16 protein-coding genes and 1 other annotated feature are annotated in these 12,524 nt (G+C 44.7%); all 16 genes read left to right on the top strand.

Translation table 11 applies throughout. The annotated features are described in order from the left end of the window. Positions 1 to 212, top strand: a 212-nt coding sequence (locus AC1U9U_RS12120; protein WP_479960824.1) for a small basic family protein, incomplete at its 5' end; no start/stop codon positions are given. A 213-nt stretch (positions 213 to 425) separates the two neighbouring features. Next, positions 426 to 1,487 carry a cell division protein FtsZ gene (gene ftsZ, locus AC1U9U_RS12115; RefSeq protein ID WP_479960823.1) on the top strand — a complete coding sequence of 354 codons (1,062 nt, stop codon included), beginning with the start codon at positions 426 to 428 and terminating at the stop codon, positions 1,485 to 1,487. 349 nt (positions 1,488 to 1,836) lie between these two features. Beyond that, positions 1,837 to 2,739, top strand: coding sequence for a sigma-E processing peptidase SpoIIGA (locus AC1U9U_RS12110; protein ID WP_479960825.1), 903 nt, complete (start codon positions 1,837 to 1,839; stop codon positions 2,737 to 2,739). Further along, a complete protein-coding gene (gene sigE, locus AC1U9U_RS12105) occupies positions 2,739 to 3,467 on the top strand; it encodes an RNA polymerase sporulation sigma factor SigE (protein WP_479960822.1) in 729 nt (242 codons plus the stop codon). Before AC1U9U_RS12110 ends, sigE begins: the two co-directional genes overlap by 1 nt. A 57-nt stretch (positions 3,468 to 3,524) precedes the next feature. Next, on the top strand, positions 3,525 to 4,298 hold the full coding sequence (gene sigG, locus AC1U9U_RS12100; RefSeq protein WP_479960821.1) for an RNA polymerase sporulation sigma factor SigG: 774 nt from the start codon (positions 3,525 to 3,527) through the stop codon (positions 4,296 to 4,298). Between the two features lie 86 nt (positions 4,299 to 4,384). Beyond that, positions 4,385 to 4,657, top strand: a complete 273-nt coding sequence (locus AC1U9U_RS12095) for a YlmC/YmxH family sporulation protein (RefSeq protein WP_479960820.1) — start codon at positions 4,385 to 4,387, stop codon at positions 4,655 to 4,657. 185 nt (positions 4,658 to 4,842) lie between these two features. Further along, the gene (gene pgeF, locus AC1U9U_RS12090) at positions 4,843 to 5,661 is read left to right on the top strand and encodes a peptidoglycan editing factor PgeF (RefSeq protein WP_479960819.1); all 819 of its coding nucleotides are present in this window, start codon (positions 4,843 to 4,845) and stop codon (positions 5,659 to 5,661) included. Between the two features lie 2 nt (positions 5,662 to 5,663). Continuing rightward, positions 5,664 to 6,347, top strand: coding sequence for a response regulator (locus AC1U9U_RS12085; RefSeq protein ID WP_479960818.1), 684 nt, complete (start codon positions 5,664 to 5,666; stop codon positions 6,345 to 6,347). Positions 6,348 to 6,350: 3 nt separating this feature from the next. Continuing rightward, on the top strand, positions 6,351 to 7,757 hold the full coding sequence (locus AC1U9U_RS12080; RefSeq protein ID WP_479960817.1) for a sensor histidine kinase: 1,407 nt from the start codon (positions 6,351 to 6,353) through the stop codon (positions 7,755 to 7,757). Further along, positions 7,726 to 8,682, top strand: a complete 957-nt coding sequence (locus AC1U9U_RS12075) for a biotin/lipoyl attachment domain-containing protein (RefSeq protein WP_479960816.1) — start codon at positions 7,726 to 7,728, stop codon at positions 8,680 to 8,682. Before AC1U9U_RS12080 ends, AC1U9U_RS12075 begins: the two co-directional genes overlap by 32 nt. 74 nt (positions 8,683 to 8,756) lie before the next feature. Next, positions 8,757 to 9,443 carry a YggS family pyridoxal phosphate-dependent enzyme gene (locus AC1U9U_RS12070; protein ID WP_479960815.1) on the top strand — a complete coding sequence of 229 codons (687 nt, stop codon included), beginning with the start codon at positions 8,757 to 8,759 and terminating at the stop codon, positions 9,441 to 9,443. A gap of 70 nt (positions 9,444 to 9,513) precedes the next feature. Next, the gene (locus tag AC1U9U_RS12065) at positions 9,514 to 9,963 is read left to right on the top strand and encodes a cell division protein SepF (protein WP_479960814.1); all 450 of its coding nucleotides are present in this window, start codon (positions 9,514 to 9,516) and stop codon (positions 9,961 to 9,963) included. A gap of 3 nt (positions 9,964 to 9,966) precedes the next feature. Continuing rightward, positions 9,967 to 10,251, top strand: a complete 285-nt coding sequence (locus AC1U9U_RS12060) for a YggT family protein (protein ID WP_479960813.1) — start codon at positions 9,967 to 9,969, stop codon at positions 10,249 to 10,251. A 17-nt stretch (positions 10,252 to 10,268) separates the two neighbouring features. Further along, positions 10,269 to 11,075: a YlmH family RNA-binding protein gene (locus tag AC1U9U_RS12055; protein ID WP_479960812.1), complete on the top strand. Its 807-nt coding sequence runs from the start codon at positions 10,269 to 10,271 to the stop codon at positions 11,073 to 11,075. 3 nt (positions 11,076 to 11,078) lie between these two features. Further along, positions 11,079 to 11,537, top strand: coding sequence for a DivIVA domain-containing protein (locus tag AC1U9U_RS12050; protein WP_479960811.1), 459 nt, complete (start codon positions 11,079 to 11,081; stop codon positions 11,535 to 11,537). Between the two features lie 72 nt (positions 11,538 to 11,609). Next, positions 11,610 to 12,077: a hypothetical protein gene (locus AC1U9U_RS12045; protein ID WP_479960810.1), complete on the top strand. Its 468-nt coding sequence runs from the start codon at positions 11,610 to 11,612 to the stop codon at positions 12,075 to 12,077. 72 nt (positions 12,078 to 12,149) lie between these two features. After that, positions 12,150 to 12,357 (top strand) — a binding site (T-box leader). The last annotated feature ends 167 nt before the right edge of the window (positions 12,358 to 12,524 follow it).

Here is a 12,524-nt window from a genome sequence, read left to right as displayed (position 1 = left end):
CTGTGTTGGGGGGAATTCGTGCCGCCCAGGAGAACCATTTTGACTCGGTTGTTTTCCTTACCGGTTTTTTTACTAACATTTTGCTGGCGGGAATACTTGCCTATGTGGGTGATCGGATCGGGGTGGATCTCTACTTAGCAGCGGTAGTGGCTTTCGGGGTTCGCTTGTTTAATAACTTGGCAATTATTCGTAGACATATGATAAAAAGATAAGTTCATAAGTTGAGAAGGATAATTTGACGATTTTATGAAGTTAAATGTTGTTAATGGATAATATTTCTGGTTAAAAAATTTAAGTGAAAAGAAGGATATAAGATTTATCCCTAGAATCTATCTCTGATATGATAGTGATACATTTAGTTTAATCCGGTGAGTCTGACCGTTAAATCTTAAATGTTTATTATGAGCGAGGGGGTCTTTTATATAATGCTTGAATTCGATATGGACTTTAATCAATTCGCCCAGATTAAAGTGATTGGCGTCGGCGGTGGGGGAAATAATGCTGTAAACCGAATGATTACAGCAGGTTTAAAAGGTGTGGATTTTGTAGCGGTGAATACCGATGCTCAAGCAATTAACCTCTCGCGGGCCGGACAAAAGGTCCAGATCGGCAATAAATTGACCAAAGGACTTGGAGCCGGAGCGAATCCGGAGATCGGTCTCAAAGCAGCGGAAGAAAGTCGGGAAGAGCTTATTGGCGTTCTTAAAGGTGCCGATATGGTTTTTGTTACTGCCGGAATGGGTGGTGGAACAGGGACCGGGGCAGCTCCAATTGTTGCTGAAATCGCTAAGGAATTGGGAGCATTGACCGTAGGAGTTGTAACCCGTCCCTTTTCCTTTGAAGGCAGAAAAAGGGCCATGCAGGCTGAAAAAGGGATTGCTGAGTTAAAAAGTAAGGTAGACACCTTGATTACGATTCCCAATGATCGATTGCTTCAAGTAGTGGACAAGCATACGGCACTTCATGAGGCTTTTCGGATTGCCGATGACGTATTGCGTCAAGGGGTTCAGGGGATCTCGGATCTGATTGCCGTTCCCGGTCTTATCAATTTAGACTTTGCCGATGTGAAGACGATCATGCGCAACACGGGCTCTGCTTTAATGGGAATCGGGGCGGCGACAGGGGAAAACCGTGCGGCTGATGCTGCCCGTAAAGCTATTTCCAGTCCCTTGCTGGAGACATCCATTGAGGGTGCTCAAGGTGTTCTTTTAAACATTACCGGTGGTCAGAATCTGACCTTATTTGAAGTTAATGAAGCTTCGGAGATCATCGCCGAAGCTGCGGACCCGGAAGCCAATATTATTTTTGGTGCTGTTATTGACGAAAGCCTAAAAGAAGAGATCAGGGTAACCGTTATCGCCACAGGATTTGAACAGCAAAAACCTGCTGCCGCCGGCTTAAGAGGAAGTGCCAACGAAGCGATTCGTCCTGTTGCAGCAACTGCCGAAGATTTGGATATTCCTGAATTCTTACGGCGGAGACGCTAGTGAAACAGGGGGACAGGTACGCTGTTTCACTCACATGCTACTTCACTGTGTTCAGCATGACATGCTACTTGGGTCATCCTGAGCTATGCGAAGGATCTTTTTTCGGAGTAGTCCAAAGGTTAAAGAGCAAATAAGTTTTAGAAGAGCCGGGCTTTGGTTAGCTTGTAAAAGCTGCGCCAAGGACCGGCTTTTTGCATTGACGAGATTATTATTCTCCAATTTTGCCTTTTTGCGATTATACGTCAGGAGTCCCAATAGTTTTACTAAATATTCCTACCTATTACGACAGCTTTCATTCGTACTCTTCGGTATAATTTGGGAGAGACAGTTGAAAGGGCAGCAAAAAGAAATGGAGAGGTATTTAGATTTAGATCTTTTGGTAAATGGGAGTATGGATGCTCTGCTGCTAATCCTTGTTACCCGGCTAATGAGTATTCCTCTCCGAGGTAAGCGAATTTTGGCGGGAGTGTTGGCTGGTGAGATTCCGGTAGTTCTATCTGCCTATTTTCCAGCCTCTTTGGTTTTTGAGTTGAGCAAATTCTTAATCCCCTGGCTGATGGTTTGGCTTGCTTATCCTTATCGGGGAATTCGCCTTTATTTTAAGACCCTTCTGCTTTTTTGGATTCTGTCGGCGGGCTTGGGGGGGTTAGTATATGCACTATGGGGATGGGTTAGCTTCGATGGGATAATAGGCCATTCTTTGCAGCTTGGACTTAAGAATTTGTGGATTCTCCCCTTGGCGGCGGGATTATGGTGGGCGTGCCAAAAAATCTGGCAACGGATCATGGTATCTGCTGCACAGCTAAAGTCCTCTCTTTATGAAGTAACCATTGCTATAGGCGAAAACACTTCCATCACCGTGAAGGCTTTACTGGATACCGGAAATCAACTGCGGGATCCGGTGACAGGTACCCCCGTTTTATTGGTGGAAGAGGAAGTGGCAGTTGCAGGTATTCCCGAAGAGTTGTTACCGGTGGTACAAGGTTCTTGGCGTGATTTGGATGACCCTTGGCCTTGGCTTTGGCAGTCGGACCCAGCCTGGTTAAGTAAATTTGTCTTCATCCCTTATCAAGGGGTTGGCCATAAAAGTTGGCTCTTAGGAATAAGACCCCATAAGGTTATTTGTACAACCTTGTCGGAACCGAAAGAAATGAAAGTAACCTTAGCTCTAGTGCGGCAGGTACTTAGTGCGGATGGAACTTATCAAGCATTGCTGCACCCGGAGCATGTTCAAGGAGCGGAGGAAGGCTAATGAGAAGAATGGTTGCCCGGATTAAAAATTGGATATTGAAAATAAAATCTATGATTTTCCTGAAGTTTAGCGAATGGAAGGAAATTTATTATGTGGGAAGCAGCGAAGCTTTGCCACCGCCTTTGAGTGCCGATGAAGAAGGAGAACTTTTAAATCGCCTGGAACAAGGTGATGTAAGTGTTCGGGATATCCTTATCGAGAGGAATTTGCGTTTGGTAGTCTATATAGCTCGTAAGTTTGAGAACACCGGAGTTGGTATCGAAGATCTTGTCTCGATCGGCACGATCGGCTTAATTAAGGCTGTTAATACTTTTGATCCCCAGAAAAAGATCAAGCTGGCTACCTACGCTTCCCGCTGTATCGAAAACGAAATTCTTATGCATTTGCGTCGGAATAATAAAACCAGGACCGAGGTATCCTTTGATGAACCTCTTAATATTGATTGGGACGGCAACGAATTATTGCTTTCCGATGTGTTGGGGACGGATAACGATATTATTTCCAGACCCCTTGAGGAAAAAGTGGACCGGCAGCTCTTGCATTTAGCTATGGCCAGGCTAACGGATCGGGAAAAACTAATCATGGAGTTGCGTTTCGGTCTGGATAATGGCGAGGAAAAAACTCAGAAGGAAGTGGCGGATCGTTTAGGTATTTCTCAATCATATATTTCCCGTTTGGAAAAGCGGATAATCCGCCGACTCAGGAAAGAATTTATCCGGTTGGAATAAGTTTCAATCCCAGCGGGCATACTCTTCCAAGAGAAAATTGGCTTGGAGGGTGCTCAAATGGCTTTAAACAAGGTAGAAATCTGTGGAGTGAACACCTCAAAATTGCCTGTTCTTAGTAGCGCAAAAATGAAGGAGTTATTTATTGCCTATCAAAGCGGCGAAAAGGAAGCAAGAGAAAGACTGATTTATGGTAACTTAAGGTTGGTTCTTAGTGTGATTCAGCGTTTTACCAATCGAGGGGAATATGTAGATGATCTTTTTCAGGTTGGTTGCATTGGTTTGATGAAGGCGATTGACAATTTTGATTTGGGTCAAAATGTAAAGTTCTCAACCTACGCGGTGCCCATGATTATTGGGGAAATTCGTAGATATCTGCGGGATAATAACCCGATTCGCGTCAGCCGCTCACTGCGTGATATCGCCTATAAGGCCCTTCAAGTGAGGGATCAATTGGTCAGTGAGTGCTCGCGGGAACCAACTGTTTCCGAAATAGCCGATAAACTAACTCTACCCAGGGAAGAGGTGATCTTTGCCCTGGATGCTATTCAAGAGCCGATTTCTCTTTTTGAGCCTATCTATCATGATGGGGGAGATCCCATTTTTGTGATGGATCAGATTGGTGATGAAAAGCATTCAGATAACAGTTGGCTGGAAGGAATCGCCGTTCGGGAAGCTTTACGTCGCCTCAGTGAGCGGGAAAAACTCATTTTGTCCTTACGTTTTTTCCACGGCAAGACGCAGATGGAAGTAGCGGACGAAATCGGCATTTCCCAAGCCCAGGTTTCCCGCTTGGAAAAAGCCGCGTTAGGTCATATGCGCAAATATGTTTAGGTAAGTTTCCTTTATGCAGTCAGAGGAAATGCAGTATTATTATCCTTCCCCATAGCATATAAATCAGAAGAGGGGAGGAATAACTGATGCGGATCTCAGAGCTGCGTTTATTGGATATTGTTAATATTAAAGATGGTCGTCGGCTAGGTCCAATCAAAGATTTGGACCTGGATCTTGAACGGGGTACCATCAAAGGGATTGTGGTACAAGGTGCCTCACGAAGTTGGGGTTTTTTCGGTGGCCGGACCGAGGATCTCTTAGTTCCCTGGGAACGGGTTAAGAAAATCGGCGTTGATGTAATTCTGGTGGATGCAACAGATTTGCCGGAGTTTAGTTCCATTCTGGATGACCGCAGGTAAACTTCCTGTATATACTACAGGCAACTTGCCTCAGGCGGCTGGGACAAGCCCTATATAAAGCCTTCTGTCGGGTAAAAAACCCGCGGGAGGCTTTAAATCATCAAAGAATAGGACTTATGGGAAGTACATCCGCCCTAAAATTTATGGTATAGTTTACTCAAGGAAACTTATGGAGGAATGAAAATATGGCTTGGACTTGGCGTCAAGGAAAAGGCTTAGTCTATCTCACAATCCCTGAATGGGAGGCGGAGGGAATTCAAATGGGTTTTTCCAGTCGCTGGGGCGGAGTAAGCCGTTTTCCCTACTCATCATTAAATCTAGGACTTCATGTAGGAGACGAACCGGAACAGGTCAGGATTAATCGCAGCCGCTGGTTTCAAGAGTGGAATGCCCAGGGATCAGATGTAGCTATCGGGGAACAGGTCCATGGGACTAAAATACATAGAGTAATTGAAGCAGATGGAGGACGCGGAAGTGATTCCCTTGTTACGGTGATTCCGGGTGTAGATGGATTAGTAACTACTACACACATCGCCTTAATGGCCTTCTATGCCGATTGCGTTCCCGTGTTTTTTTATCATCCGGGCTTGAAGGCTATTGGGATTGTTCATGCAGGATGGAAGGGAACCTCCGGCAAAATCGTTCTTAAAATGTGTGAGGAATTAGACAAGCTTGGAGGAAATCTAAGCGATTGCTGGGCAGCGATCGGTCCAAGCATCGGTCGGTGCTGTTATGAAGTGGATGAACGGGTAACAAAGGAGTTTGCCAATAATTTTTCGGCCACCTCTTTACTTAAACCCAGCAGACCCGGACATGCTATGTTAGATCTTAAGGACGCTAATCAAAGGTTGTTAACTGAGGCCGGAATTCCACGGTCCCGGATCTGGATCGCCCAAGAGTGTACCGCTTGTCATACGGACTCGTTTTTCTCCCATCGCCGTGAGGGTCCAAAGACAGGCCGGATGGCAGGCTGGATTTGTCGGCCGACAAGAGAGGAGAAGTAGCAATGGCAGTGATTCTGGTAGTAGATGATGAAGAACCTATTCAAGAATTACTAAAATTTAATTTGGAAAAAGAGGGTTATGTGGTAGAGACCGCATCCGATGGTACTGAAGCTTTACAGACACTGGAAGAAAAACTTCCCGACCTGATGGTCCTTGATATTATGCTGCCGGGGATGAGTGGTTTAGAGGTATGCACCGAGCTGCGCAAGATCCCCAAGTTTGCTGATTTGCCTGTAATTATGTTAACAGCCAAAGGGGAGGAAATTGATAAGGTTTTGGGGTTGGAAATGGGAGCGGATGATTATATTACTAAGCCGTTTAGTCCAAGGGAATTGGTAGCAAGAATCAGGGCCAGGCTGCGTCGCATAAAGACTGCGGAAGAGGAAAAGGATATTATACGCCGAGATCTGCGCATCAATTTAGATCGGTTCCAGGTTTTTGTTCGCGGAGAGGAAATCGAATTGACACCAAAGGAGTTTGAGCTTTTACGGGTATTGGCCGCTCATCCTGGTAAGGTTTATTCTCGGGATGAACTTCTCGAACGTATCTGGGGATATGAATATACCGGGGATACCCGTACTGTAGATGTACATGTGCGGCACCTTAGGCAAAAGATTGAAAAAGACCCCTCCAATCCTGAATATATCGAGACTCTGCGTGGGATCGGCTATCGTTTGAAAGGCTAAGCTATGAAAACTAAGTGGTATATCGTCGGTATCTATCTGTTGGCAAATTCTCTTTCCCTATTACTTTTTTGGTTAGGATTGCAAGCGAAAACGGGTATTAGTCTTGCTCTGGATTTCGCCGATTTTCTGCTGGCAATTATTCTTCCCGGAGGGATAGTCTATTTCTTTGCTACTCGTTTTGGGGAACGGATCCGGAAAATTGGCCTCGGGATTAAGGGGATTTTGGGAGGGAATTTTCAGCTCTCAGATTTTCCCGAGTATCCTGATGAATTGGCCGGCATCTCTAAAGATCTAATCGGTTTGGGGCAGCAGGTAAGCTTAAGCATTATGACTAATCGTCAGGAAGCCCAAAAGACCCAGGCGATTCTCGCCGGAATGCAGGAGGGCGTAATCTCCTTAGACCATGTGGGAAGGATTGTTCTTCTGAACCGGGCTGCGGAGAAGTTCTTTGGCACTAATGAACAAAGAGTAAGGCATAAATACATTAGTGAATTAGGTGCTTACGGGGAGCTTGAAGGATTGGTTTCCAAGGCTATAGAAAAGAGTCAAAATGGGCAAACCGAATTATCAATTGATTCAAAACTGATTCTGCGTGTTCAGGTAAGCCCTATCCTCGGCGAGAAGACTCGTTCCCAAGGGGCTGTAATCGTTTGCTATGATGTAACTGAGCTTAGACGCTTAGAGCAATTACGAACCGAGTTTGTTGGTAATGTATCTCATGAACTGCGGACCCCTTTGACCTCGATTAAAGGTTTTGTGGAAACCTTGCAGGATGGTGCAGCAGAGGTGCCGGAACTGCTGGAACGTTTCTTAAGTATTATTTATAAGGAGACTTTGCGTCTCCAACGTTTAGTGGATGAACTCTTAACCCTTTCACGAATTGAAAATCAGCATCTGGTTGACATTGAGTTAAGAAGCACTGTCCAAGAGGCCTATGAGAAGATTAAGCCGGTAATTGAGCCCTATGCGGAAGCCAAAAAGATTGAGCTGGAAGTGAAAATTCCCGCTGATCTACCGGAAATTGCTATGGGGATAGATTTATTGAGTCAGGTACTTCTCAATTTGATGGAAAATGCTGTAAAATATACTGGTAAAGGAAAAGTATGGCTGCATGCTTTTTTTGAAAAGGGCGGTATGATTATTCTGGAGTTCGGAGATACCGGCTATGGGATTCCAGAAGGGGATCTTCCCCGAATTTTTGAACGATTCTATCGTGTGGAAAAGGCCCGCTCCCGTGAACAAGGTGGGACCGGGCTGGGCCTTAGTATTGTTAAGCATATTGTTGAGGGAGTCAAAGGAAAAATCTCTGTAACTTCTCAACTAGGGGTAGGCACAGTATTCATATGTGAGCTGCCGACCGGAAATGGAGAGGGGAAAAATGAAGAGGAAGACAAGAGGTGCATTTTATAAAACTATTCGAGTGCTTGGCGTGGGATTCTTTATGATACTTCTTTTAGGATCCTTAGGATGGGTTTATCGATCAAGCTTTTTAACCGGGTCGCTGAAGGTAGATATTGCTAAGCAGGGGAGTATTGAACATCATCAGACTGTTTCAGCGGTATTTGCCAATGAGGAAGTGTTAGTCAAAGCACCGGCAGCGGGAACTCCCAAATTTTTGGTGCGAGAGGGGGAGCGCATCCGCAAAGGCGAACCTATTGCTGTAATGCAGTCGGGAGGGGCTACCCTCGGTCAAGAAACCACTGCTGTGAATCAAGTCTATGCGCCACAGGGGGGACTTGTTTTTTCTACGGTCGATGGCTTGGAAACGATTTTAACCCCTGAAAATCTAGTAAATATGGATCTAAGCAAAGTACTTCAAGAAATGGTTGAGCTCCCAACGACTGCCCAGGGTACGGAAGTAAGTGTGGCCGGCGGTAGAGTTATAGGCAAGGTTGTTGACAATCTTCAGCCCACTGTTGCAGTGGTTAAGGTGGATCCTAAAGGATATGAGGTAGGTAAAAGTATCAAACTAATCATTAATAAACAGATCTACAGTGCTAAAATCCTCCGCCTTTTGGAAGACCCCAGGGGTCTGGTGGTTCAGTTTAGTCAATATATTGATGGGACTAGTCAAGAACGCCTTCTCGATATTTCTCTAGTAGTTAAGCCTACGGTAAACGGAATAATCATCCCCAAAAGCAGCTTGTGGATTAAGGGAGAGGAACATGGGGTCTATGTAGTTCAAGAAGGTGCAATTAAATATCGCAAGGTGAAGATACTCGATGAAAATGACCAGGTGATCTGTGTGGAAAATCTACCCCACGGTATCCCCATTATTATCAATCCTAAAGAGGGATTGGATGGCTTAACTATGCATATAAAAAGTACTTCTTAATTAAAACTGTGCTATAAAATAGGCAGGAAATGGACATTCTTTGTAGAATTGAATCAGGATGGACGGTGTGAAAAGTGGATATATCTGGTAGAATCTTTGAGGTGCGACAGAAGGTTTACCAAGCAGCCTTAAAGTGCGGTCGCGAACCTGGGCAAATTAAGTTACTGGCCGTGAGTAAGACTATGAGTGCGGAAGTGGTGCGAAGTGCTTATGAGGCAGGGCAGCGGGAGTTTGCTGAAAATAGGGTTCAAGAATGGCAGGAAAAGGTTGATTTGCTTCCTGAAGACTGTAAGTGGCATCTCATCGGCCATTTACAGACCAATAAAGTGAAGTATCTCGATTCGCGTATTGCTTTGATTCACTCTCTTGACCGTCTTAGCCTCTTGGAAGTTTTGGAAGCCCAGGGAGCACGGCGTAATATTATTTGGCCGACTCTCGTGCAGGTCAATATTGCTCAGGATTCTAATAAGTTAGGGCTGAGAGCGGAAGAGGTGAAGGACTTCCTAGGGGAAGTAGCCCGTTGCCAACATGTTCGGGTTCAGGGGTTGATGACTATCGGAGCACTTGGAGCTACCCCGGAGGAAACTATTAGCTTTTTCCGGGAGTTGCGCCTTTTGCGGGATAAGCTCAAGGAACTTTCCATTCCCCATGTGCAGCTCAAAGAGCTTTCCATGGGGATGAGCCAGGATTTTGAATGGGCGATTCAGGAAGGTGCAACAATGATTCGCATAGGCAGGCAAATATTTGGTGAACGAGCTTAGGCTATTCATAATACAATCTTTCTTTTTAAGCAAAACTTTTGATCTAACAATATAAGGGAGGAATTTGGTTATGGCAAAATTATTTGACAAAGTAATTGGAATCATGGGCTTTGCAGATGATGACTTTGAGGAAGAATATTTTGAAGAAGAAGAGGAAAAGGAAGAGGTTAGAGAAGAATCAAGAACTACAAACACCCGCAAAGGGGCTCAGGTAGTAAGCATTCATACCCAAAAACAGATTAAAGTAGTTGTGCTGGAGCCATTAGCCTTTGAGGATTCTCAGAACATTGCCGATCAGCTTAAAAACCGCCGCACGGTTATAGTTAATCTCGAAAACGCTGATCGCAATCTTGCCAAACGGATCGTTGATTTCGTAAGTGGCGCCACCTATGCTTTAGGCGGTAATATGCAAAAAGTCGGAAATGGTATTTTCCTCTTTGTTCCTAATAATGTTGATATCTCCGGTGAAATGAAAGATGATTTTAAAGAGAAGGGGTTTTTCTGGTCTCTCACAAAATAAGGAGTGATTATTATCATATTCGTTTATCAAGTTACAAGCACGGTTATCACAATTTTGATGTATGCCATTATTCTGCGTGCTTTATTATCATGGCTGCCTAATATACCGTACAATGGGTTTGTTCGGATTCTGTACGAGATCACCGATCCCTTATTAAAACCCTTCCAGCGCCTTCAGTTTGGTGGGGGTGGGTTCACTATTGATATTTCTCCGATTTTTGCTTATCTTGCTCTAGTGCTCATTAGAAATATCCTTTTGCCGGGATTACTTAAGCTTTTTCTAATTTAGGAGGCTAAGGTAATCCCATGAAGTATGTAATCGATCGCAGTGCCTTAAACTTTTGGTCTGATAAAGAGCAAAAACTTGAAGGGGCACATTTGTTGGATTTAGGAGAGGAAGCCCTTAAGAACCCGAGGGCCCTATGGACACCTTTCCTTGGACAAGCTATGGCCAATTGGTTCGAAGGTGTTTTACGGCGGGAAGGTCTATGCTTTAGATCGGAGGGCGGTTTTCCCGATGCGGAAAGAGTACGATTTGTGTTTAGTACCGATGAGGGTAAACTCGGTAGGACTCCCTCGGGGATTATGATTTTACAGGTCAGGACCGTAGACCCACGCGGGGTTCTTGAACACCGTCAGGTTTTAGGTTCCTTGATGGGTTTAGGGCTCAAAAGAGAGGTTATCGGTGATATTCGTTTAAGTGATCAAGGCGGCTTTGTAGCAATTGTCATAGAAATTAAAGATTTTATCCTGCAACAATGGGATAAAGCCGGGCGGGAAAGAATTCAAGTGGAGATTCCTGGGGAGAAATTTGAACTTCCTCTGGAGCAAGGGGAAGAGCGACGTATTACTACGGCATCTTCACGCTTAGATGGGGTGGCCTCTAGCGGGTTTAATCTCTCTCGCTCGGTTCTTCAAGAGCTTATCAAGCAGGGTAAGGTTAAGCGGAATGACTTGACGGCTGCCAAGCCGGATGTGGAAGTGAAACCGGGAGATCTTATTTCCTGCCGGGGCTATGGAAGGATTCGGATAGTGGATTCCAGCGAGACCCGCAAAGGGAGAATTGCATGGAACATCATAAGATATACACCTCATAAACAGCGAGGAGGATAAATTATGGCATTAACTCCCATTGATATACAGAATAAAGAATTTCGCAAAGGGGTTCGCGGTTATAATACGGATGAAGTGAACAAGTTTCTGGAAAGTGTTAGCAAGGAATTTGAGGGAGTCTATGCAGAGAATTTCGAACTCCGTGATAAAATACAGCGTTTGGAAGCGGAATTGAAACAGTACCGACAATTGGAGTCAACCCTGCAGCAAACCATGGTGCTGGCTCAACAAACCGCTGATGATGTTAAGCAGTCCGCTCGGCATGAGGCAGAACTGCTCTTAAAGGAAGCTGAACAAGAAAAAGTAAAGCGGATGAGCGAGGCTCAGAAGAAACTGGACCAAGTCAATGAGGAGATCGAAGAACTACATAAACGGCGGGAGATGATTCGAACCCAATTAAAGTCCTTTTTGCTGGCCCAACTTGATTTAGCTGAGGCTTTTGACAAGGATCGGGTTTCTTGAATGCTTGCGTTGTACGGAGGGCTTGTGCTAGAATAAATCCTAGACATTTTTTGAAGGGGAAGAAGATTTCGCATGAAGAGCATTTTATTTTCGGAGTTTGACTCCGACTTTCTTGTGCAAGGGCTAGGTTTACACAAAGAAGAACAGGGACCTTTCTCAGGAAAGCTAGGACGTCACGAAATGGAGCTTGCCTCTTCGCTTAACTCCCTAACGGATCAAGCGGAAGCACAAGTGATTTATTTTGGAACTGCGGAACCAGGTCCCTATCGGGATGGTGATATTCTAATGGCCGGAAGTGATGATTTATTGGATCGGGCTTTCCGAGCCTTGGATGAAATGGAACAACGGGGCGTGGTTGTCGGTTTAACTGCCGGGGTGGAATCCTATCAACTGAACTTAGATAAAGACTATCTCAATCGGTTAACTATAACTTGGAAAGAAAAGAAAATTCCATATCTCTGTCTATTTATGAGAGATCCTGTGGATTTTGAGGGGCAAGCGAAACTTGTTACCATCGCACGTAAGGTCTTAAGTGATTAAGCACCAATACTTTTTGGGTATTATATTCTATAGTGGGTTATTTACCTGTTTTTTTAAAGCAAATGCCTAAATGAAAAAACGTTGATAAGGACTGTCCTTGAATTGATCCTCCCTAGCGAGCAGGGTATGGTGAAAGCCTGTGAGGTAGATTAAGGTGTATCCCCTTAGAGTGAAGTGCTGAACTTTATTAAGCCTTCCGGCTCGTCCCCGTTACAGGACTCCGAGTGGTCAGTGAGGCTGACAACAAGGGTGGTACCGCGAGTAAAATCCCGTCCCTTTATTTTAGGGATGGGATTTTTATATTTTTTCTTAGCTGAGAATTAGTTGCTTGAGTAGAAGGACAATTTTAATTAATAATTATAGGAGGAAATTTTTATGGATTACCGAGATACGTTGAATTTACCGGAAACGGCGTTTCCCATGCGGGGGAATCTTCCTCAACGAGAA

The sequence above is a fragment of the Desulfitobacterium sp. genome (assembly GCF_982384815.1).
The sequence above is the reverse complement of the archived record's forward strand: the minus strand, read 5'-3'. Positions and strand labels throughout refer to the sequence as shown.